General features: G+C 53.3%; 22 protein-coding genes and 2 pseudogenes. All 24 read right to left on the bottom strand.

What is annotated here, in order from left to right; genetic code table 11:
* Nucleotides 1-19: 19 nt before the first annotated feature.
* A complete protein-coding gene (gene uvrC / locus T260_RS134700; RefSeq protein ID WP_011232149.1) occupies nucleotides 20-1,792 on the bottom strand; it encodes an excinuclease ABC subunit UvrC in 1,773 nt (590 codons plus the stop codon).
* A 6-nt stretch (nucleotides 1,793-1,798) separates the two neighbouring features.
* Nucleotides 1,799-3,244 carry a hypothetical protein gene (locus tag T260_RS134705; protein WP_023633490.1) on the bottom strand — a complete coding sequence of 482 codons (1,446 nt, stop codon included), beginning with the start codon at nucleotides 3,242-3,244 and terminating at the stop codon, nucleotides 1,799-1,801.
* Nucleotides 3,245-3,291: 47 nt separating this feature from the next.
* On the bottom strand, nucleotides 3,292-4,218 hold the full coding sequence (locus tag T260_RS134710) for an FTR1 family iron permease (RefSeq protein WP_023633489.1): 927 nt from the start codon (nucleotides 4,216-4,218) through the stop codon (nucleotides 3,292-3,294).
* A 25-nt stretch (nucleotides 4,219-4,243) separates the two neighbouring features.
* Nucleotides 4,244-5,005, bottom strand: a complete 762-nt coding sequence (locus T260_RS134715) for a hypothetical protein (RefSeq protein WP_011232152.1) — start codon at nucleotides 5,003-5,005, stop codon at nucleotides 4,244-4,246.
* Nucleotides 5,006-5,229: 224 nt separating this feature from the next.
* Nucleotides 5,230-5,991, bottom strand: a complete 762-nt coding sequence (locus tag T260_RS134720; RefSeq protein WP_023633488.1) for a glycosyltransferase family 2 protein — start codon at nucleotides 5,989-5,991, stop codon at nucleotides 5,230-5,232.
* Entirely contained in the window at nucleotides 5,948-7,447 is a 1,500-nt protein-coding gene (locus tag T260_RS134725; protein ID WP_023633487.1) for an alkaline phosphatase family protein, read from the bottom strand. The genes T260_RS134720 and T260_RS134725 overlap by 44 nt, the downstream gene beginning before the upstream one ends.
* Nucleotides 7,444-8,376, bottom strand: a complete 933-nt coding sequence (locus T260_RS134730; protein ID WP_031212294.1) for a lysylphosphatidylglycerol synthase transmembrane domain-containing protein — start codon at nucleotides 8,374-8,376, stop codon at nucleotides 7,444-7,446. The genes T260_RS134725 and T260_RS134730 overlap by 4 nt, the downstream gene beginning before the upstream one ends.
* Complete coding sequence (locus tag T260_RS0119680; protein WP_011232156.1) at nucleotides 8,366-9,310, bottom strand: NAD-dependent epimerase/dehydratase family protein; 945 nt, start codon at nucleotides 9,308-9,310, stop codon at nucleotides 8,366-8,368. Before T260_RS0119680 ends, T260_RS134730 begins: the two co-directional genes overlap by 11 nt.
* Nucleotides 9,311-9,350: 40 nt before the next feature.
* A complete protein-coding gene (locus T260_RS1000000140455; RefSeq protein ID WP_014196475.1) occupies nucleotides 9,351-9,473 on the bottom strand; it encodes a hypothetical protein in 123 nt (40 codons plus the stop codon).
* A gap of 144 nt (nucleotides 9,474-9,617) precedes the next feature.
* Nucleotides 9,618-10,823 (bottom strand): hypothetical protein, encoded by a 1,206-nt coding sequence (locus tag T260_RS134735; RefSeq protein ID WP_023633486.1) that lies wholly within the window; start codon nucleotides 10,821-10,823, stop codon nucleotides 9,618-9,620.
* A gap of 141 nt (nucleotides 10,824-10,964) precedes the next feature.
* Complete coding sequence (gene ssuD, locus T260_RS134740) at nucleotides 10,965-12,086, bottom strand: FMNH2-dependent alkanesulfonate monooxygenase (protein WP_023633485.1); 1,122 nt, start codon at nucleotides 12,084-12,086, stop codon at nucleotides 10,965-10,967.
* A gap of 12 nt (nucleotides 12,087-12,098) precedes the next feature.
* A complete protein-coding gene (gene ssuE / locus T260_RS134745) occupies nucleotides 12,099-12,641 on the bottom strand; it encodes an NADPH-dependent FMN reductase (protein ID WP_014196479.1) in 543 nt (180 codons plus the stop codon).
* A gap of 157 nt (nucleotides 12,642-12,798) precedes the next feature.
* Nucleotides 12,799-13,785, bottom strand: a complete 987-nt coding sequence (locus T260_RS134750) for an aliphatic sulfonate ABC transporter substrate-binding protein (RefSeq protein WP_014196480.1) — start codon at nucleotides 13,783-13,785, stop codon at nucleotides 12,799-12,801.
* A 3-nt stretch (nucleotides 13,786-13,788) separates the two neighbouring features.
* Nucleotides 13,789-14,571: an ATP-binding cassette domain-containing protein gene (locus T260_RS134755; RefSeq protein WP_014196481.1), complete on the bottom strand. Its 783-nt coding sequence runs from the start codon at nucleotides 14,569-14,571 to the stop codon at nucleotides 13,789-13,791.
* Between the two features lie 34 nt (nucleotides 14,572-14,605).
* Nucleotides 14,606-15,391, bottom strand: coding sequence for an aliphatic sulfonate ABC transporter permease SsuC (gene ssuC, locus T260_RS134760; protein ID WP_023633484.1), 786 nt, complete (start codon nucleotides 15,389-15,391; stop codon nucleotides 14,606-14,608).
* Nucleotides 15,392-15,541: 150 nt separating this feature from the next.
* The gene (locus tag T260_RS134765) at nucleotides 15,542-16,540 is read right to left on the bottom strand and encodes a sulfonate ABC transporter substrate-binding protein (protein ID WP_014196483.1); all 999 of its coding nucleotides are present in this window, start codon (nucleotides 16,538-16,540) and stop codon (nucleotides 15,542-15,544) included.
* A 247-nt stretch (nucleotides 16,541-16,787) separates the two neighbouring features.
* The gene (gene trxA / locus T260_RS134770) at nucleotides 16,788-17,102 is read right to left on the bottom strand and encodes a thioredoxin (protein ID WP_014196485.1); all 315 of its coding nucleotides are present in this window, start codon (nucleotides 17,100-17,102) and stop codon (nucleotides 16,788-16,790) included.
* A gap of 151 nt (nucleotides 17,103-17,253) precedes the next feature.
* Nucleotides 17,254-18,231: an electron transfer flavoprotein subunit alpha/FixB family protein gene (locus T260_RS134775; RefSeq protein WP_011232160.1), complete on the bottom strand. Its 978-nt coding sequence runs from the start codon at nucleotides 18,229-18,231 to the stop codon at nucleotides 17,254-17,256.
* 65 nt (nucleotides 18,232-18,296) lie between these two features.
* Nucleotides 18,297-19,073 carry an electron transfer flavoprotein subunit beta/FixA family protein gene (locus tag T260_RS134780; RefSeq protein WP_013144555.1) on the bottom strand — a complete coding sequence of 259 codons (777 nt, stop codon included), beginning with the start codon at nucleotides 19,071-19,073 and terminating at the stop codon, nucleotides 18,297-18,299.
* A 65-nt stretch (nucleotides 19,074-19,138) separates the two neighbouring features.
* Nucleotides 19,139-19,912, bottom strand: coding sequence for an enoyl-CoA hydratase (locus T260_RS134785; RefSeq protein ID WP_011232162.1), 774 nt, complete (start codon nucleotides 19,910-19,912; stop codon nucleotides 19,139-19,141).
* Between the two features lie 25 nt (nucleotides 19,913-19,937).
* Nucleotides 19,938-20,135, bottom strand: a pseudogene (locus T260_RS1000000140945) (TetR/AcrR family transcriptional regulator C-terminal domain-containing protein); the annotation flags it as partial.
* A 3-nt stretch (nucleotides 20,136-20,138) separates the two neighbouring features.
* Nucleotides 20,139-20,690, bottom strand: a pseudogene (fadR, locus tag T260_RS0119675) (fatty acid metabolism transcriptional regulator FadR); the annotation flags it as partial.
* A 59-nt stretch (nucleotides 20,691-20,749) separates the two neighbouring features.
* The gene (locus tag T260_RS134790) at nucleotides 20,750-22,450 is read right to left on the bottom strand and encodes a long-chain-fatty-acid--CoA ligase (RefSeq protein WP_011232164.1); all 1,701 of its coding nucleotides are present in this window, start codon (nucleotides 22,448-22,450) and stop codon (nucleotides 20,750-20,752) included.
* An 82-nt stretch (nucleotides 22,451-22,532) separates the two neighbouring features.
* Nucleotides 22,533-22,697 carry a hypothetical protein gene (locus tag T260_RS1000000139915; RefSeq protein WP_023633482.1) on the bottom strand — a complete coding sequence of 55 codons (165 nt, stop codon included), beginning with the start codon at nucleotides 22,695-22,697 and terminating at the stop codon, nucleotides 22,533-22,535.
* Nucleotides 22,698-22,699: the final 2 nt, after the last annotated feature.

The following is a 22,699-nucleotide window of genomic DNA, read 5'->3' as shown; positions in this document are numbered from 1 at the left end:
ACGGGCGCCCGTTCAGCCATTATTCATGCAGTTTTTCATAGATTTTCTCCGCCACCGCTCGCGGAATGTTCGCCCGCTGCAACTCTTCCACCGTCGCCTCTTTCATCTTTTTCACAGAGCCGAAATAATTCAAGAGTGCTTTTTTCCGCTTTTCCCCGACGCCGGGGATGTCATCAAGCACGGAATGGAACATCGTTTTCTGCCGCGTCTTTCGGTGAAACATAACGGCAAACCGATGCACTTCATCCTGGATGCGCTGCAATAAATAAAACTCTTGGCTTTGCCGGTCAAGCGGCACGACATCCGGCGGGTCGCCGGCCAAAAGCTCTGATGTGCGATGTTTTTCGTCTTTCGCCAATCCAGCCAGCGGCACATCCAGTCCAAGTTCGTTTTCGAGCACATCCCGCACCGCCGACAAGTGGCCTTTGCCGCCGTCGATAATGATCAAATCGGGAAGCGGCAATCCTTCTTTCAACACGCGCGTATAGCGGCGGCGCACGACTTCGCGCATCGTTTCATAATCGTTCGGCCCCGCGACCGTTTTCACCTTATATTTCCGGTATTCTTTTTTCGCCGGCTTGCCATCGAGGAAAACGACGAGCGCCGAGACCGGATCGGCCCCGTAAATGTTCGAGTTGTCAAACGCCTCGATGCGGCGCGGCGCCGGAATGCCAAGACGCTCTCCGAGACGTTCGACCGCTTTGATCGTCCGTTCTTCGTCCCGCTCGATGAAATAAAATTTTTCTTTCAGAGCAATGGCCGCGTTTTTGCTCGCCAGCTCAACAAGCTCTTTTTTCTTCCCTTTTTTCGGCTGGACGACGGCAACGCCGAGCAATTCGCGGGCGAGCTCGCCGTCAATGTCGGACGGGAGGACGACTTCTTTTGGCTTCAAATGATGCGCTTTCGCATAAAACTGACCCAAAAACGTAAGCATTTCCTCATCCGGGTCTTGGTAAAGCGGGAAGATCGACACGTCGCGCTCAATCAGCTTCCCTTGGCGAAGGAAAAACACTTGCACGCACATCCAGCCTTTGTCGTACGCATAGCCGAATACATCGCGGTCGATGAAGTCGTTGAGCATCATTTTTTGCTTTTCCATCGTCATCTCAATCGCCGCGATTTGATCGCGGTATTCTTTCGCCCGTTCAAACTCGAGCGTTTCCGCCGCCTCGTGCATTTTCTCGGCCAACTCCCGCTTCACGTCTTCATACCCGCCGTTTAAAAAGCGGACGATTTGTTCAACCATCGCCTTATTTTGTTCGTCCGACACCGGGTGGACGCACGGGGCGAGGCATTGGCCCATATGGTAATACAAACAGGCGCGCGAAGGCAGCGTCGAACATTTGCGGAGCGGATATAAGCGGTCGAGCAGCTTTTTCGTTTCGTTCGCCGCCTGCACGTTTGGATACGGGCCGAAATATTTGCCGCCGTCTTTTTTCACTTTGCGGGTGATAAGCAGGCGCGGATGCTTTTCTGCGGTGATTTTAATAAACGGGTAGCTTTTATCATCTTTCAGCATGACGTTGTATTTCGGATCATGCTTTTTGATCAAATTCATCTCCAAAATGAGCGCCTCGGCGTTTGACGAGGTGACGATGTATTCGAAATCAGCGATCTCCTCAACAAGCCGCTGCGTCTTGCCGTCATGCGTCCCGGTAAAATACGAGCGGACGCGCGCTTTCAGCGACTTCGCTTTGCCGACGTAAATGACCGTTCCGTGTTTGTCTTTCATCAAATAGCAGCCCGGCTGCTCCGGCAGCACAGCCAATTTTTCTTTCAGCCGCTCGTTCATTGGCCATCACCTCACTGCTCCATCAACCCATTCGTACAGCGTAATCGTCCCATACACCGGATCAGCAAGCAAACTGGAACGATACGTTTTCATTTTGCGCACATGGCAGGAAACATCGATCCCTTGAGCCTCGAACCCTTGGACAACGTGATTGGTCATATATATCGCAGCATGGCGGTAGTTTTCTTTGTCTTGCAAAAAGAAGGAAAAATGGAGCACGTCTTTATGTGGAAAGGGCACGTTCAAATAGTCTAGGACGCGCGTCTCTTCCCACGTATATACCACAAACGGCTGCCGTTTGTCACGCAAATCGTCCGCAAGCTGATACACTGCTGGCGGCGTCTTTGCCTGCTCGCGCAACAGCCCGATGCCGATTGTAGACTGCAGCATCACCACTGCCGCGGCAAGAACAAACCGCCATGTCCGGGGCGCGGCCAGCAGCCGCCCCCACACGAAAACGAGCGCAATGTGAACGAGCGGAAGGAGATGACGCGGCTTGTCAATGTTTTGTCCGAAAAGCGCCCACAAAGCATACAGCAACGCGGAAACGACAAGCGGGCGCGGAAGCCCCAACCGCCCCGCGCGCCAGGCGATGGCGCCGACCACTGCATAGGCAGCCAGCAGCCAAGCATTTCGGCTGGCCATGCCGGTCCAAAGAAAGTTGTCAAGGACAAAGCGGCACACCCGCTCCCAAAATGGAAGAGGGCTCGCCGCCGCCGTTCCCCCCCAGTCGCTGAAATGACCGACAACAAACGCAAAGCCAAGCTTGAAAAACGGCCAAAGGCCGCCTTCCGTCGCCGCGACCGCTGCCACCCAAACAAATTGAAAGGCGGCCGCCGCCAACAGCGATGCCGCCACGCGGCCGAGGCGGCGGTGCGTTTTCCAGTCTTCATGCCAAAGCAACAATAACGCCGAGGCAAAGGGGATGTACGATAGGCGAACCCCCATGAGGATGCTGAATAACGCCATCGGCAGCAGCTGCGCGGTCCATGCCATTCGCCGCCGCGCCCATTCCACGGCCCAGATGTACCACCAAAGCACGCCGAGCGCCGCACCGTCTGACATCGGTCGGGCGGAGGCAAGAAGCACATAGCTTGAAGAAAGCACCGAAAGCGCCGCCCATAACGCCGCTGGACGCGGCATATGCCGAGCAAGCAGCAAAACGATGGGAAAGGCGGCGGAAAACAACACGAGCACATTCAAGATCGAAAGCGCTTTGGCCGGATTGGCAATGAAAGCGTGCACCGCCATGCCCCCGAGGACGAAATACGGATAGCCTGGGAAATGCGGCTGCATGGCTAACACATCATAGCGCCTAAGCGCCAAGGCAAAATCGACTTCATCCCATGTGGCCGCATACGGGCTCGCCCAATACAAACAGGCGCCAACCAACAAAGAGGCCGTTCCGACACCAAAGCCAATCCAAAAGCGGTCGCCGAACCGTTTGTTCACCGTGTTCCCCTCCAAAGAAAAAGTACAAGGCGCAGCGGCCTTGTACGTTACATGACGTTTTTTGCTTTTTCCTCCAAAGCGGCAATCGCCGGTTTCTCGACCACAGCGCTCTTTTGACCGCGGCGGCTCGTCACCAGCAAATACACGACGGCGAAGTAGCCGATATAGGCGATCACTTCTTCAAGCGACGGCATCGCTGAATAGCCAAACAACGCTTTTAAAAAGACGCCGACTTCGCCGGAAAAGACGGGGGCGACGCCATGATCGCGCACGTAATGTTCGTAGTCAATCGGATGTTCTGGAAGCAGCCATGTCAAATCATATACGTGCGGCATGACGCTGCCGATGAGCCCAATGTCCTGCATCATCGAAATGGCTTGCACGAGCAGGCCAGCGGCGATCAAGACGATAAAAGCTCCGGTTACTTTAAAGAATGCTTTCAGCGGAATGCGCATCGTTCCTTTAAAGAAGAAGTAGCTGACCAAAGCGGCAATGGCAATGCCTGTCGCCGCTCCCCAGCCTTGTATGGCCGCGCCGATGTTGCCGTGCGTGATGGCAGCGAAGAAAAAAACGGTTTCCACTCCTTCGCGCAGCACGACTAAAAACGAGTGAATGACCATGCCGGCGACATTACCGGCGGTAATAAACTGGTCCATTTTCCCTTCAACGTTTTGTTTCATGTCCCGGCTATGCTCGGCCATCCAAAACACCATCTGCGTCAAGAGCAACGCGGAGACGATCATGATGCCGATTTTTAAGTAGATTTCACTGCCCATCGCGGCAAATCCCGTGAACACGACTTGAAACAAAATGGCCACCCCGATGCTCGCCAACACGGCCAAACCAGCACCAAGCCATACGTACTTCGTGTATTCGCGGTGATCGACACGTTTCAAATACGATGTAATGATGCCGACGATCAGCAGCGCTTCCAGCGCTTCACGAAACGTAATGAGCAGCGCTTGGACTTCCATGTCTCCGCCTCCCCTTATATTTGGACTAAGCCCGTTTCCGACGCCGCACATAAATGAGAGCCGCGCCGAGAACCACAATAACGATGACAACGAGCGGAATCCAGTTTTTTACTTTAGACAAATCGGTCCACTCTTTCTTTTGCACTGCATCCGGCTTTTCTGCAGCGTTTTCCGAAAAATGGCCGACTTTTAGGCTTTTCAGGCCGAATTGCTTCTGCAGCGTTGTTAAAATCGTCTCTTTGCTTTTCTTAAACACGTTGATATCCGATTTTTTCTCGCCGACACCGAACAGCCCCGGGTTGCCAAGCGACTGAAGCGCCTTGTCAAACTCGGTGCGCAGCTGTTTATCAAGTGCAGGGTCTTTCCCTTGGATGACCGGCGACAGCGCTTCATACGTCGCAAACGCCTTCGCCAACAGCCGCTTGCTCGTGTCGTACTGATCAAAGTTTGCCTCAATATTGTCCAAACGGCGAGCGATATTGAGCACTAAAATGTTTTCCATGTCCTTGATCACCGTTTGACGGTCCTTCGCTTCGATGGCCGCAAGCACCGCCTTGGACGGCTCAGGTCCCATATGCATGTCGATTTCTTCTTTTACGGTTTCGAAAATTTCCTTCGCTGCAGCAAAGTTCGGCGGCTGCTCGTTCAACTTTTCTTTCATCTCTTTATACGCCTCAGCAACCGCCTCTTTGTTCGGGTCTCCATACGAATAGGCGAACGCTTTCAGCGGAATGAGATTGAGAATAATGATCACTGCTATGTAAAAAAAGAAACGAAACGATTTCACGTTCCCTTCTCCCTCCATCAAGATCAATGATAATCATTATCATACTTATTGTCAATAAAAAATCATCCATCGTCGAAAAGGCTGGTGAAAAAACGATCATCTTCCTCAATCCATCGTTCTCGACTAGAGAGAAGAACAGGATTGACAAGATTTCTCAAGTTGAGAAGTACCGTTGTGGAGTCTCATATCCCATGACATCACCTGCCTTCTAAGCACGAACTGCCTTACGAGCAATGGCGCGCCCGCTCTTGGGAGCGCCCATGCCCTTCTCGATCGACGGCCACCTTTTTCACCGGGCGGCGCATTTCCTTCCAGATGGCCGGGATGACCGCGGTCATATAGGCGGTGAATTTGATGAACGAACGGCCCGTCGTCCGCACTTGATAGCGGATCGGCACTTCTTTCAAGCGAAACCCTTTGCGCACCAAGTTGAGCGTCAGCACTTGGGCGTAGTTGTAATCGTGGATGATTTCCGCCTCCTCCATCGCGTGGCGCGAAAAGGCGCGCATCCCCGACTGTCCGTCATACAGCCGCTGTCCTAGAAGAAGCGACTGCAGCCAAGTGAACAAATAATTCCCAAGGCGGCGATGCCATTTCATGCCGCGAATCGTGCCAAGGAAGCGCGAGCCGATCGTATAGTCCGCTTCACCGGTGAAAATCGGCGCTAAAAGGTCAGGAATTTGTTCCGGCGGATATTCGTTGTCAGCATCGATCATCACGCCGATATCCGCGCCAAGACGGACACACTCTTCAAGCCCTCGCCGCACCGCCGCACCGAGGCCGCGGTTTTCCGGCAGGCGGCAAATGATATCGGCCCCCGCTTCTTTCGCTACTTCGGCCGTTCGGTCCGTCGATCCATCATCAATGACCAAGACGATGACCTCTACATCGGGATGAAAATGACGCGGAATGCGGCGGATGACATCTCCAATCGCTTCTTCTTCATTGTGCGCCGGCAAAAAGACGATGACGCGCTGCTTCTTCATCGCTCTCCTCCTTTCTCATCGCCTCGATCAAAACCGGACCACGGCTATGGCTCGGATACGGCGCGCCGAGCAAATAGGCGATCGTCGGCGCCAGCGAAACGAGGCTTTTTTTCTCATCGACTCGTTTTCCTGCCTCAATCGCCGGGCCGTATAGAAAAAACGGCACATACCGCTCCCCTTCATCGAGGTGGCCGTGGCCGCCGATGCCATCCGCTTGGCCATGGTCGGCGCAGACAATCAATGTCGCGCGCTCGAGCTCGCCCCGTTCCTCAAGCCAGCCGACAAACTCCGCGATCAACGCGTCGGCTTCTTCAATTCTTTCGATATACTCGTCATACAGCACACCGCGGCTATGGCCGGTCTGGTCGGTGGCGATCAATTGCACGACAAGCAAGTCCGGGTGCTGCTCTTCCACAATGCGTTTCGCCCGCTCGATGATATAACGGTCGGCGAGGTCGTTCGGCATGACAGCCGTCACCGTTTCGACATCGTCGCCGAACGAATCGACCAAATGAGCGATGCCAAGCAAGCGGCCTGTTTTCCCTACTTTGCGGAGCGAGTCGAAGATCGTTTCCACTTTCGCTCCGAGCTTCCATACCATATTCGAGCGAATGCCGTGCTCAAACGGATACGTCCCCGTCAGCATCGAGGTGAAGCAGACGACCGTGCGCGCCGGATAGACGGTTTCCATTTGCGCAAATTCCGTCCCTTGCGCGCGCAGCCGCTTTAAAAACGGGGCGTTGGCCGCTTCAAACCGGTCTTTGCGCATCCCATCAATCACGATGACATACACTTTGTCACTGACCGGCGCGGTGGGACTCGGCACATTGTTCGTATAAGTCGGAATGATCTCCGGCTGCCAGTCGAACAAATTCCGATGCAAAATCCATGAAAACAGCCACACCCCAGCGGCAAACAGCCAAAGCGCCCCGCACAGCGGCGCCAAAGCCGCTCCTTGATCGATCTGCTGCGAAGCGTATTCCCATACGGACAAAAGAAGAAAACATTTTGGCAGCTGCTCTTGGGCGTTGCCGCTGGTCGAATCGCTGTTTTTCAGCACCAGCTTCCAAAAGCGGGTGAAATTCCACCACGACGTGCCGATGCGCAAATGGTAATACAGCGTCCCCCAAAAAAAGACGGTAAAGAAAAAGTAAAGCCCCGACGCCAACAACAACAACGACGCATCAGCGAACGACCAAACGATGAGAAACACGACATAAGGGATCCATAAATAATTGCGCAAAAACAGTGGATAATCGTACACATAATAGACAACAAACAACGGCAGCACCGCCGTCAGGCCAATCAGCCATGTCCATGCATGGCCGCCCATAAGATCAGCGGCATGGTAGATGCTCATCGTTCCCACGACAAAAATCGGCGTGAACGGCTTTCCTTCATTCAGCAAATTCCAGCAGCGCGCCGCGATTTTTTCGAATCGTGATGCTTCTTTCATCGCCTCTCCCTTTCCTTTCTCCATACGCTCCGCACCGCCTGCCAGTCGGACCGCCAAAACCACAATACCGCGGCACCAGCGGCGTAAGAAAACAGAAATTTAAAGGCATGTGTCAACACCGCGGCCATATACGCCACATCCCACGGTGCACCAACCGTAGTTAAGGCAAACCCCATCACCGCCTCATACGTTCCGAGTCCACCGGGAGCGATTTGGGCAATTTGTCCGGAAACGGTCGCGCTGTTTGCCCACACCGCCTGTCCAAAAGAAAGCGGTATACCGACCGCTTTGGCGATCACACCTATGACTGCCGCCTCACACAGCCAGCTCGCCGCCACCGCCCCGACCATCGCCGCGCCGCTCCAGCCGTGAAATACGCTCCGCCATCGCCGCCATAACCGATCGAGGCGGAGCGGACGGCGAAACACGATCACGGTCAGCACGAACCCGGCCGCAACGGCCGCTGCCAAGAGAGAAATGCGGGGAATGTAATGCATATACGCATACATCCCGATGACAGTCAATCCACCAAGCACCGCCATATCAAGGAGCCGCATCACCGCCACCGATTCAATGGCCTCGCTGGCTGAAACACCGGGCTGGCGGGCAAGCAAAGCCATACGCACAGCATCACCGATTTTCACTGGGGCTAGATGGTTAACAAACAAACTAAGCAGCACGGCACGCCAATAAACAGAGAAGGCGATTGGCTTTCCGACATATCGCTTCCACGCCCACGCCCGCAGCCAAAACGACAAGCCATATACGAAAGCAGCGGCAGCCATCTCGATCGGGCGGCTGACTAGCCTGGATAGATGATGGAGCATCTGCCGGCCGTCAAAGCAGCGGTATGTCAACCAAGCGGAAAAGAAAAGAAGCGCGAGCCCAGCTGCTTGCAACGCCGCTTTAGCCGCCGGTTTACCGCTCATATTCGCGCGCCCACGCCACCGTGCGGGCGAGCCCTTCGGCAAACGCCACCTTCGGCTTGTAACCAAACGCCCGCTCCGCCTTCGTGATGTCCGCCCATGTCGCTTTCACATCGCCTTTCCGCTCCGGCGCGTGCACGATTTTCAGATCGGGAAAGTGCTTCCGCAACTCAGCGAGCAGCTGCTCCATGGTGACGGGCGCCCCGGCGCCCAAGTTGAACACTTCGCTTCGCCCACCGCTGCGGTGAAGTGCTGCGATCATGCCCTCCACAATATCATCGATGTACGTATAATCACGCGCCGTTCCTTTGCCATATACGACAATCTCCTCGCCCGCCAGCAATCGGCGCAAAAACGTGCCGATCGCCATATCCGGACGACCCCACGGCCCGTAAACGGTGAAATAGCGAAAAATCGTCATTTGATAACCATATAAATGAGCATAAGCATGACAAAACGACTCCGCTCCGTATTTCGCCGCCGCATACGGCGAAACGACGCGGCCGTCAGCCATCTCTTCCCGGAGCGGGACGTTGCCGCGGTCGCCGTACACCGATGACGATGAGGCAAACAGCACATGCGCCACCCCCGCTTCCCCCGCCGCCGCCAAAACGTTCACCGTCGCCTTAATGTCATAATCGATGTAAGCGAGCGGATGCGCCAACGAATACGGCACGCCCGGCAGCGCCGCCAAATGGTAGACGACATCGGGGCGAAACTGGCTGAACCAACGCTTCGTCGCTTCCCCATCAAGCAAGTCGAAGCGGGCAAGCGGCACCCGGCCGCCGGTGAGCGCGTGAAACTGCCGCTCCTTCCGCTCAACAGGATAGTACGGATGAAAACAATCGATCGCTGCCACTTCATGACCTTGTTCATGCAGACGAGCGGCCAAATGACTGCCAATAAATCCGGCTCCTCCAGTGACAACAATTTTCAACGGTTTCACCCCATTACAAAATGGACTATCCATCAGCATCTTACCACAGCCGCTCGGAAAAGTCGCGGCGCCATGAAAAAAACCAAACGTTTCCGGACAGACGGCTGCCCTGAAGGCACACAAGCTGCCTGACATCCACCATCGAGCACTCTGCCGACATCAAATCCGCTGCCTCCTTCGTCATACAAGAGGGTGTCCCAAAAGGATCGGGACACCCTTTTATAGGTATAAAACAATCATTAAGAAACAATATGTTGTGCTTTGTTAAGGAAAATTACCCTTTTGGGTCATCCCCTTGTTTGCTAGGTTATTTCGCTTTTTCAATCACTTGTTGCAGGGCGGCTTCAATTTGCGGCAGCCATTTGTCACCCTCAGCTTTGTTTTTTGCCTTTGCCGCCTCTAGGTAGCGTGTCGCCTGTTCGTTCAAGTCGGTGTATGCTTTGTCGCCAAGCAGCGTTTTGATATCCTGTTCGATCATGTTAATAAAGAGCGCGCCTTCTAAGGCGGTGATCACCGACTTGTCTTGCCCCCAATTTTCTTTGCTTTCTTCATATTCGTGAAGCGCCACTTTCGCCCATCCGCGCACGAACGCATGGTTCACCGCTTTCGGATCGAGCGTTTTGACATCGGTTTGCAGGTCAAACTGTTTCAAAATGTAGTCCGCCTCCTCCGCGGCATGCCGTTTCATATACGGATAGACGGACTGATAAAACGCCCAGCCTTCCGCCTGCTCCACTTTGGCTTCTTCGGCGTTTTCCTTGGCCGCAGCCGCCGCCTTCGCCGCATAGCCGTGCGGCAGCGCTCCGCTCGCTAAATAGAATGTTTTCATCAATGTTTTGTCCACGACTTGCTTGCCGAGGGCAAATGAGAGCGCATCATCGTTTTGGACCGCTTGCTCCATTTGGGCAAACGCCCCGTTGATCGCGTCAACCAACTTCGTTCCGTAAGCCGCATCGCGCTTTTCCACGGTCGACTGCAAAATCGCGTAAAAGGTTTTGGCTTCCTTAAGCTCTTCCTTTACTTCTTCCTTATTGGCCCAATGTTCTTCTGCTTCGGTAAACTCATGCTTGATCGTCGTGTAAAACACTTTTTGCATCAGCTTGTCAAAAATTTGCTTGACAACCAACGGCTCAAGCGACCCGTCTTTGCCGGCGGCCAGTGCGTTGGTAATATGTTGGTCAAGCGTATCTTCAAATTCCGCGTCACGTTTTTGTACAAGCGACTGCAGCTTTTCTTTGTAGATGCTCTCCACTTTGCCGAAGTCGACCGCCCCGCCTTGCTTCGCCTTCTCAAGCTCCGCGAGCGCTTCGCTGAACGCTCCCGCATAATCGACTTCCGCTTCTTCCTTCTCGTTCTCCGTCTTCTCTTCCTCTTTCGGCTTTTCTTGTTTTTCCACAGCCGTTTGGTTGCTGCTTTCTTTTTCTGTTCCCGCCGTCTGTTTGCTCTGGCCGCACGCGCCAAGCGCCAACGCCGCGGCGGCAAACACGGCGAGCCACTTCCATTTCAATGACATTATGTATCCCCCCGTTCACACATCCAAAAAATGATAATCAATATCAATACAATAAGATTATAAGAGAAAATGAATTTCAATGTCAACACATGATGAAAAAGAGAGGACTCCCTCGTTGCCGGTCCTCTCTTTCGCAATCAATCAAACTTTAATCACATTAGGGAAAAATTCGTGGCCCACAACCTCTCCCTGAATGGAGGAAGAGGAAGGAGTGTTCAAGTGCAACAACGGGAATAACAGCTCCGCCACTCGATACGCCTCTTCCAGATGCGGGTAGCCGGACAAAATGAAGTAGCGGATGCCCAGCTGCTCATACTCGCGAAGACGCTCGGCCACGGTTTCCGGATCGCCGACGAGAGCCGTGCCCGCACCCCCGCGCACCAATCCTACCCCAGCCCATAGATTTGGACTGATCTCCAACGAATCCCGCTTTCCGCCGTGCAGCTGTCGCATCCGTTGCTGTCCCACCGAATCGTAACGAGCAAATACCCGTTGCGCCTCTTCAATCGTCCGGTCATCGACATATCGAATCAATCGCTCTGCCGCTTCCCATGCTTCTTTTTCCGTCTCACGAACGATAATATGGAGACGAACGCCAAATTCGATTTTTCTGCCTTCTTGACGAGCAAGCTCCCTTACCCGTTCGATTTTGTCTTTCACCTGTTCAGGAGGCTCGCCCCAGGTTAAATACACATCCGCATGGCGCGCCGCAACCCGTTGGCCGGCATCCGACGATCCGCCAAAAAAGATGGGCGGATACGGCTTTTGCACCGCTGGAAATAGCAGTTTGGCTCCCTTGACCGACACATGTTTTCCACTCAACGTCACTTCTTCTCCTGCAAGCAATCGACGCCAAATCGTCAAAAACTCGGCCGTTGCCTCATATCTTTCGTCATGGGACAAAAACAACCCATCCCCTGCCAGCTCAACGGGATCGCCACCGGCGACGACATTCACGAGCAGCCGGCCATCGGAAATCCGATCGAATGTGGAAGCCATGCGGGCAGCCAACGTCGGCGTCATCAATCCGGGACGGACAGCGACAAGAAAGCGCAAACGGTCGGTTTCAGCCGCCAATGCCGAAGCGAGCAGCCAAGGATCTTCGCACGATTTGCCGGTTGGAATGAGCACGCCCGTATATCCTAAGCGGTCGGCTGCTTGGGCGACTTGTTTGAAATAGCTGTATTCTGGGGAGCGACCACCTTTTGTCGTCCCTAAATATCGGCCGTCGCCATGAGAAGGGATAAACCAAAGCAACTCCATCTTTTTTCCTCCTTATCCAATCACGGTTTTTTCGGTTGCACAGGAAATGGATTGAAAGACCTCTTCCATCCGCGACAACAAATCGTCAGAAAGCACAAGGCGACCTTCGTCATCATGCCCCAACGTCCAATCCAAAATAAAGACGCCATGCAAGATTTCCCGCGCGCCCAAAATGGAGAAAATCGGTTTGAGCGCGTATTCGAGAGCCAACAGATGAGCAATGGTTCCCCCCGTGACAATCGGCACAACCAGCTTCCCTGCAAACGCCTTTTCCGGAAGCAAATCCAAATACGCTTTTAAAATGCCGGTGTAACTCCCTTTATACACTGGACTTAACGCAATGACCGCTCTCGACTGGCGGATCCAATCATGTGTTTCGGCGATCGGCTCACTCGATGAATGAGCATAAAGCAGATCTTCAGCCGGCAAATCGCGCAATCGGATGAAATGCACCGTGTGGCCGAGCTGTTGCAATTGCTCGCTCACCCATTCAGCCACCCGATTCGTTTTCGAGGTGTGCGACGGGCTTCCAGAAATAATGGCCACCGTTGTCATTTGTTTCCCTCCCACATTCTTTTTTTGCCCCCGTCGTCCTTGACATCCCTTTTGCCCCTTTGGCGGGCGTTGTTCAAGGGGATCCGGCTTTTACAACGCCCCGTCATGTTCAGTAGAACGGCTTGTATTCATGAACTGTTAATGTTACTGGATTACTTTATTGTTCCTTTATGACGACCACAGCATCTTTCGCTTTGACCCGTTTTGAGATCAACCCGGCTTCATAAAAACGATCTGCAATGCGCTGCTGGGCGTCGATCACCTCCTTCGTCAGCGGAAACACACCATATCCTCTTCGGCTCAACGTCCGTTTCCAAATTTCTTCGCCAATTTTCGTTTCTTTGGCCAATAGTTTGGCGGCTTCATCTGGAGAAGAGTGAATTTCTTGATGGACTTTGTTCAGCTGTGCAATGACAGTCTGAGCTACATTGGCATACTGTTTCACATACTCATTCCGCCCCACGATAAATCCATATTGTTTTGGAAGTCCTTTCGCATCAATCAAAATGCGCGCCCCGCCGTTCACTTCGGCATCAGCCAAGAACGGATCCCAAATGACCCAAGCGTCAACATCACCTCGCTCAAACGCAGTTCGCGCTTCAGACGGTTGCAAATACACGGGGGTAATGTCGTTGAGTGTCAATCCAGCTGTCTCCAACGCCGTCAATAACGTATAATGGGCGCTTGACCCTTTGCCGAAAGCCACTTTTTTGCCCTTCAAATCCGCCACCGTATGAATCGACGATGTTTTCGGCACGATGATCGCCCGCGCGACTTCCGGTTCATAGGCAAGATACACCAACTGTGAATCCGGATTGGCCTGCGCCAACACAGCGGGCGCTCCTCCGACATAGCCGATGTCAATCTGTCCTGCATTCAACGCTTCAAGAAGGGGGGGACCGGATTGGAATTCAAACCATTTTACTTGAACGCCATGCTTTTGCAATTGTTTTTCCAAGTACCCCTTCTCTTTCAAAAAGAGAGAAAATGATGATTTTTGAAAGCCAACGTGCAATTCTTTCGGCCAAGAATCCGTCGATGCCGACTGTTTAGGAGAAGACAAGGAAGCAGAACGTTCTTGGCCGCAAGCTGCCAACAACAGGAATGCACTCAACACCGAAAACAAAAGGAGCCTTCTTTTCACTGTCTATAGCGCCCTCCTTTTTTCACTCATCGAAGACGCGGCGATGACTTTCTCATCAGATTCTGCGCTTAAAATGCGGCGCAAAATCGTATCGACCAAATCAGCAAACGCCGCATCGCCGCGCTGACGCGGCCGCGGCAAGCGCACAGGCAAATCAAGCGCGCATTCCCCGTCCTCAATGAGCACGACGCGGTCCGCCAACATCACTGCTTCATCAACATCATGCGTGACCAACAAAGCCGTAAAGCGTTGTTCCCTCCATAATCGTTCGATCAGCCGCTGCATTTCAATTCTCGTTAACGCGTCAAGCGCACCGAGCGGTTCATCAAGCAATAACAACTGTGGACGGCTGATCAATGCGCGGGCGAGCGCCACCCGTTGACGCTGGCCGCCGGATAACACCGATGGCCAATCATTCGCGCGGTCTGCCAAACCGACTTGTTCGAGCACTGTGATTGCTTGTTCTTTCCAGTCACCTTTCAAGCCGAGGCCGACATTGTCGATGACGCGCCGCCATGGCAACAGACGAGCGTCTTGAAACATGACGCGAGCTGCTGTATTCAACCCATGAAGCAACTGTCCATCCAGCTGAATCATGCCGGAAGTCGGCGTCTCCAATCCAGCAGCCAAGCGCAATAGTGTGCTTTTTCCGCAGCCGCTGCGACCAATAATGGCGATAAACTCCCCCGGTTTGACCGTTAAATCAATGCGGCGCAACACTTGTTGATCGCCAAACTGTTTGGCCACTTGCGCAAATACGAGCTCTGCTCCTCGTCCTGTTTCCATCTCTCGCTCTCCTTTCCCACTCCGTTTATGTCAGTTACCGATTTTGATAGTTGACATTCCAGCGAAGCCAACGTTTTTCCAAAAAACGGGCAATGCTGTCTGCGAGCTTGCCAAACAGCGCGTAAAGCAAAATACTGAACACAACGACATCTGTTTGCATAAATTCACGTGCATTCATGGCCAAATACCCGATGCCGCGGTCAGCAGCGATCGTTTCCGCGACGATGAGCGTCAACCACATAATGCCCAGCGCATAGCGCAGCCCGACCAAAATCGACGATAACGCGCCCGGCAGCCAAATGCGCCAAAAAAGCTGCCATGGTCCAAGTCCATAGACGCGCCCCATTTCAAGCAAACCAGCATCGACATTGCGGATGCCATGCAATGTGTTGACATACATCGGAAACAGCACACCTAGCGCAACAAGAAATACTTTCGCCTCCTCCCCGATGCCAAACCATAAAATGACGAGTGGAATCATCACTAAATGCGGAATATTTCGAATCATCTGAATCGATGTATCCAACCAACGTTCCGCCGGACGAAACACCCCGTTGAGCAAGCCGAGCAGAAATCCGATTGATCCCCCGATCGCAAATCCAGTCAGAGCTCGCCAGAAACTAATGGACAAATGCTGCCATAGCTCTCCTTTTGATGCGAGATTCCAAGCAGCAGCGATCACATCGGTCGGTGCCGGCAGCACCCGCGAAGACAACCAACCAGCTTCTACAGCCGCTTGCCATGCCACAAGCAGAGCAACAGGCAACACCCATGGCACCGCCTTCCCCCAAGTCCATTCTGTCCATCTCGACGATTTCATCGCGTTCCCCCTCCGCATTCCTAGTGTGGTTTCTCATCCAAGCTGCCGCCGTCCTGCGTCCTTGTTGACGGATGACGCTGCGAACGAAGCCAGCCGATGACTTTTTGTCACGAATCACCCCCCGTTTTCCCTTCCCATTCCGTCTCCGCTTCATTTGGCTTCACGCCAAACCGCTTCGTTTACATCGATTTTCTTTGGCAACAACCCTAGCTGGCGAAATTGATCTGCAATCGTTTGCTGCTGGGTGATGACCTCGTTTGTGATCGGTTCCAAGCCATATGTCCGGCGTTTGGATGCGACTTCAAGCGCCGCTTCATCAATGCCGAGTTCCGGCGCCAAAAACTTTGCCACTCCTTTCGGATCGCGGTTTGCCCACTGGTCGACTTTCTTCAGCTCCTCTAAGATGACATGCACGACATCGGCATGATTTTGCGCAAACGAACGCGAAGCGAAGAAAAACTCACGGTTCGCTACCAATCCTTGGCCGTCAGCGAGCACTCGAGCCTTTCCTCCCTTTTCAGCGGCGGCGTAAAACGGGTCCCAAATGGCCCACGCATCAACGCTCCCCTGCTCAAATGCAGCGCGAGCATCGGCTGGTGGCAAATAGACCGGCTGAATGTCAGAAAGTGTCAATCCCGCTTTTTTGAGCACCTGCACAAGCAAATAATGGACATTCGATCCTTTGTTTAACGCCACCTTTTTCCCTTTCAAATCCGCCACTGTCTGAATGGACGAGTCCTTTTTGACTAAAATGGCCTCGGACACAGGATTGGGAGGTGACGTCGCTACATACAAGAGCGGTGTACCAGCCGCTTGAGCAAATACCGGCGGCGCTTCACCGGTATGGCCAAAATCGAGGCTTCCGGCATTCATCGCTTCCAACAGTTGAGGACCTCCCGGAAATAACGCCCATTGTACGGTGTAGCCTAATTTTTTCAGCCGTTTTTCCAAGTCACCACGCGCTTTTAACATGTTGAGTGTCCCGTATTTTTGATAGCCGATGCGGATGACTTTGCTAGATGGCGGAGAGGATGACGATGATTTGGCGTTCGCAGGCTCGTTATGTATTCCGCATCCAGATGCCATCGCCAGCCATAAAGTGACTGCTAACATTCCGCCCAATGTTTTCCAGAATACTTTGTTTTTCATGATCGCTTTTTCCTCCTTTGCTCATTTCTTGCAATGCTTTCACACACGTACGTGATCGTCATTCTTGATCTCCTTCTTAATTATGACTAAATAGACAGGAAAAGTATGAATAATAGGTGTAAAACAAACTTAACCACTAGGAATTGTTGGTTATAAATATAAAGAATTATCTGCCATCTGTCAACCATTTTTCAACAAAAAATAAAAATCCAGAGGAAGAGGCCTCTGGATTTTTCCTATGCCATCACTACACATGTTTGCCGACAAGCTGAGCAAGCGCCTCTTTCGGCTGATAGCCGATCGCTTTATCGACAAGTTCGCCGTTTTTGAACACGAGCAGCGTCGGGATGCTCATGACGCCGAACTTCGACGCTGTTTCCTGGTTTTCATCGACATTCACTTTGACGATTTTCACTTTGTCGCCCATTTCGCGGTCAAGCTCTTCCAGCACCGGAGCGATCATGCGGCACGGTCCGCACCATGGCGCCCAAAAGTCAACGAGCGTGAGGCCGTCTTTCGTTTCTGCGGCGAACGTTTGGTCAGTGGCGTTGACAATCGCCATATGGATTCCCTCCCATCTTCTTGAATGCTGCAAGCAAAGTATACCATGGAATGCATGTCGGCGCGAATGTTTTGCTTCGTTTCTACTATTCGCTTTTGCCGCGGAATTTATCCATCAAAAAACGGACGGCTGCAGCCGCCCGCGTTGTTCATTACGAATGCACTTTCAGTTTTTTGAACTCTTCGGTGAGGAGCGGAACGACTTCGAACAAATCGCCGACAATGCCGTAGTCCGCGACTTTAAAGATGTTGGCTTCCGGGTCTTTGTTAATGGCGACGATGACTTTCGAGTTGGACATCCCCGCTAAATGCTGGATGGCGCCTGAGATGCCGCAAGCGATGTAAAGGTCCGGCGTGACGACTTTCCCCGTTTGCCCGATTTGCAGCGAGTAGTCGCAATAGCCGGCATCGCACGCCCCGCGCGAAGCGCCGACCGCGCCGCCCAACACTTCGGCGAGCTCTTTGAGCGGCTTGAAGCCTTCGGCGCTTTTGACGCCGCGGCCGCCGGCGACGATCACTTTCGCCTCGGTCAAGTCGACGCCTTCCGCCGTTTTGCGGACGACTTCTTTGACAATCGCGCGCAAGTCTTTAATCTCGACGGCCAGCGCTTCCACGCTGCCTGTGCGCGACTCGTCGCGCTCAAGAGGCGCGATGTTGTTCGGACGCACCGTCGCAAAGATGATGCCGCTTGTCACGATTTTCTTTTCAAACGCTTTGCCGGAGTAGATCGGACGGGTAAAGACGATGTTGCCGCCTGCCTCTTCGACGGCGACGACGTCGGAAACGAGGCCGGCGTCGAGCTTGATGGCCAATTTCGGCGACAAGTCTTTGCCGAGCGCCGTATGGCCGAAGACGATGCCTTCCGGCTGCTCTTTGTCAATCACGGCTTTTAACGCTTGCGAATAGCCATCTGATGTATAAAATTTCAAATTCGGATGTTCGATGACGACGACGCGGTCCGCACCGCGGTAAATGAGTTCGTTCGCATGCGCCTGCACTTGGTCGCCGACGAGCACCGAGACGACTTCCCCGCCTTCGGCGATCGTTTTGGCCGCTGCAATGGCTTCAAACGAAACGTTCCGCAGCGATCCATCCCGCACTTCTGCTAAGGTCAATACTTTACGTGCCATGTTTCAGTCCCCCTATCCTTTGATTCCCCGTTGTGCTTCATCCGAACGCCGACAGCGGTTTCCGCTTATACCACTTTCGCTTCGGAGCGGAGCAGCTGAACGAGTTCCTTCACTTGATCGGCGATCTCGCCTTGCAAAATTTTGCCCGCTTCGCGCTTCGGCGGCAAGAACACTTCGATCGTTTTCGTTTTTGCTTCGACATCCTCTTCATCAAGATCCAGGTCGTCAAGCTCCAACTCGTCAAGCGGCTTTTTCTTCGCCTTCATAATGCCCGGCAGCGACGGATAGCGCGGTTCATTCAGCCCTTGTTGAGCGGTGACAAGGAGCGGCAGCGACGTTTCGATGATTTCCTCATCCCCCTCGACGTCGCGCACAACGGTCACTTTGCCGCCGTCGGCAATGTCGAGCTTCGTGATCGTCGTCACATACGGAATGCCGAGCAATTCCGCAACGCGCGGGCCGACTTGCCCGGAACCGCCGTCAATGGCGACGTTGCCGGCTAAAATCAAGTCCGGGTTTTTGTCTTTTAAGTATTCAGCGAGCACTTTCGCCGTCGTATATTGGTCTTGTTCTTCGACATCATCGTCAATGTTGATGAGCACCGCTTTATCGCAGCCCATGGCGAGCGCCGTGCGCAGCTCTTTTTCCGCTTCCTCGCTGCCGACGGTGACGACCGTCACTTCGCCGCCGTGTTTGTCGCGCACTTGAATCGCTTCTTCAATGGCGTATTCGTCGTACGGGTTGATGATGAATTCTGCACCTTCCTCGTTAATCTTGCCATTGACGATGGAGATTTTTTCTTCAGTGTCAAACGTCCGTTTCATCAACACAAAAATGTTCATGTCGTTCCCCTCCTCGGTTTGGTCGAACATTGTTTCATGTTCCAACATTCAGATATTTACAGGGATCATTTCCCTTTAAAGACAGGCGGCCGTTTTTCCAAAAACGCCTGCACGCCTTCTTTTGCATCCTCGGATACAAACACGCGGCCAAACCATTCCGCTTCCTCGCGCACTGCCTCGGCAAACGATTTTTCCTTCGCGGCGTTGAGCAGTTCAATCGTCGCACGGACGGAAAGCGGACTTTTGGCGGCAATCTTTTTCGCCAACGCTTTTGCTTCATCAAGAAGCCGCTCTTCCGGCACCGCCTTGTTGGCAAGCCCCCATTCAACCGCTTCGAGTCCGGTGATCGGCTCGCTCGTCCACATCATTTCCGCCGCTTTGCCAAAGCCGACGTAGCGCACAAGCCGCTGCGTGCCAGCAAATCCAGGGATGATGCCAAGCTGCAGCTCCGGAAGGCCGAGTTTGGCGTTTTCCGCCACCACACGAATGTGGCAGCTCATAGCCAGCTCCAACCCACCGCCTAATGCGGCGCCGTGAATCGCCGCAATGACTGGTTTGGAAAAGCGTTCGATCCGCTCCATCACGAGTTGGCCGTTGCGCGACAAGCCGGATGCCTCCTCGACGGAAGCGATGGACGTGAATTCTTTAATATCGGCGCCGGCTGAGAAAAACCGCCCCTCGCCATGAAGCAACACGACGCGCACGTCCGGGTCGGTCTCGAGCTCGTCCAACACGGTTGAAAGCTCTTTCAAAACCGCTGATGAAAGGGCGTTCGCCGGCGGCCGCGAAAACGTCACGACGGCGACGAACTCCTCTTTCGCCAAACGAAAAAAGTCCATGAAGCCTCTCCCCTTTCTGCCTTTCCTAACGTCCGGCGGCGCACCCTTTGACGAGCAGTTCGTACACCGGATCGGCGAGGGCGGCCAAGTCATACTTTTGCTCGTTCATCACCCACGTCGTCACCGTTTCATCCAGGGTGCCAAAGATCATTTGCCGAGTGAGCCGGACGTCTAAATCTTGGCGAAACTCCCCTTTTTCCATCCCCTCCATGATGATNTTTTCGGCGTACTTTTGATCGGCGAGGGCGGCCAAGTCATACTTTTGCTCGTTCATCACCCACGTCGTCACCGTTTCATCCAGGGTGCCAAAGATCATTTGCCGAGTGAGCCGGACGTCTAAATCTTGGCGAAACTCCCCTTTTTCCATCCCCTCCATGATGATGCGGTCGATGAGCCGCAAATATCCTTTCAGCACCTCATTGATGCGATGGCGCAGCTCTTTGTTCGACTGGCGCAGCTCAAGCTGCGTCACGACCGCCATATGCGGATCAGCGGCGAGGGCGGAAAAATGAGTTTTCACCAATACATACAATTTCTCTAGGGGGCTTGAAATTCCTTCTGTCTCTTGTTCAATTTTCTCGATGAACGCCCCCATCTTTTCCTGAAAAAGCGAAATTAAAATATCCTCTTTGTTTTTAAAATAAAGGTAGATCGTGCCGTCGGCGACACCGGCCTGCTTGGCGATTTTCGACACCTGTGCTTGATGGTAGCCGTGCTCGGCGATGACGACGACGGCAGCGTCAATGATTTGCTTAAATTTCGGCTTTTCCCTCCGCAATATGGATTCTCCTTTTCTCACTTTCCATCCGCCAAATGAATGAACCATCATTCATATTTTCATTTTACGGGCAATTCTGCCGATTTGTCAAGCTTCTTTTTCTCCTCTTCCACCAACACGCGGCGCAAAATTTTGCCGACCGCCGTCTTCGGCAATTCGCTGCGGAACTCGTAGATGCGCGGCACTTTGTAAGCAGCCAGGCGCTGGCGCATAAACGCGTCAAGCTCCTGTTCGCTGCACATCTCCCCCGGCTTTAACACGACGAACGCTTTCACCGTCTCGCCGCGGTACGGATCCGGAACGCCGATCACGGCCGCTTCCTGCACTTTCGGGTGCTCGTACAGCGCTTCTTCGACTTCGCGCGGGTAAATGTTGTAACCGCCGGCGATAATGACATCTTTCTTGCGGTCGACGATATAAAAATACCCACGCTCATCCATATATCCAATGTCACCTGTATACAGCCATCCGTCGCGCAGCACTTGCTCGGTCTCTTCCGGACGATTCCAGTAGCCTTTCATCACTTGCGGCCCGCGCACGACGAGTTCTCCACGCTCTCCCGGCTTTGCTTCCTCACCCGTTTCCAAGGAAATGATTTTCGCGTCCGTATCCGGCCACGGAACGCCGATGCTTCCTTTCACCCGCTCCCCGTCCCAAAGGAAGTTGCTGTGGGTGACAGGGGACGCCTCGGTTAACCCATAGCCTTCAATCAACTTTCCGCCCGTCGCCCGTTCAAACTGCTCCTGCACCTCGACCGGCAGCGGAGCGGAGCCGCTGATGCAGACGTTGATCGAGGATAAATCATATTTCGGCAAATCCGGATGGTTCAACAAAGCGATGTACATCGTCGGCGCGCCTGGGAACATCGTCGGCCGGGTGCGCTCGATTGCTTTTAATGTTTGCTTGACATCAAAGCGCGGGAGCAGCACCATTTTACTCGCCATCATCACGGACAAATTCATCACCGTCGTCATGCCGTACACGTGGAAAAACGGAAGCACACCGAGCACCGTTTCTTTTCCTTTTTCGCATTTATACACCCAATGGGCGCACATGAGCGTATTGGCGATCAAGTTGCGATGCGTCAACATGGCCGCTTTCGGATGTCCCGTCGTGCCGCCTGTATATTGCAGCAGCGCCACATCTTCCACCGGATCGATGTCCACCCCGATCGGAGCGGTTTCCTTCTGACTGACGATCGTGCGGAACATATGAACGGTTTCGCTTTCCTCGATGCGGACGATGGGCATGTTTTGCTTCCGCTGCACAAGCGGATACAGCCATTTCTTCACCGTGGGCAAATAATCTTGCATTCTCGTGACAATCCAATGTTTGACCGGCGTCCTCCCTTTCACCTTTTCCGCCTTTGGATACAGAAGATCCATCGTCACGAGCACCGAGGCGCCGCTGTCGTTCAGCTGGTATTCAAGCTCATACTCGGTGTAAAGCGGGTTCGTCTGCACGACGATGCCGCCGGCTAGGAGCGTCCCGTAGTAGCTGATGACCGCCTGCGGGCAGTTCGGCAGCATAATCGCCACCCGATCCCCTTTTTTCAATCCGATCGTCCGCAAATAATGCGCGAATGTCAATGCTTGCTCGTACAGCTCGCGAAACGTCATCGTCTTTCCGAAAAAGTCGATCGCCTCATGGTCTCCGAATTGTTCCGCCGTCTCCCGCAAATAGTCGGAAAGCGTTTTCTTTGGATAGTCGAGCGTGTGCGGAATCTCCGGCGGGTAGTGAGCAAGCCACGGTTTTTCCATATGCAATCCCCCCTTGCTTCTATTTTATTTTACTTTTTCTAATTTTTCATCAAAAAAAAGAACGCCGGGCTTGAACCGAGCGTTACCAAAACCAGTACACCAAACCAACGAAGAAAAAGCACGCGCAGATGACAAACAAGATTTTCGCCAGCACATCGACCGATCGGTTGCGCACGGCCATATAGACGATGCTGGCGATCAAAAACAGCCCGACCGCAATCAACAACCATTTCACTACTGCGTTCATTC

Source organism: Geobacillus thermopakistaniensis, assembly GCF_000498995.1.
Classification (GTDB): domain Bacteria; phylum Bacillota; class Bacilli; order Bacillales; family Anoxybacillaceae; genus Geobacillus; species Geobacillus thermoleovorans.
Note: the sequence above shows the minus strand (reverse complement) of the source record. Positions and strands in the feature narration are given on the sequence as shown.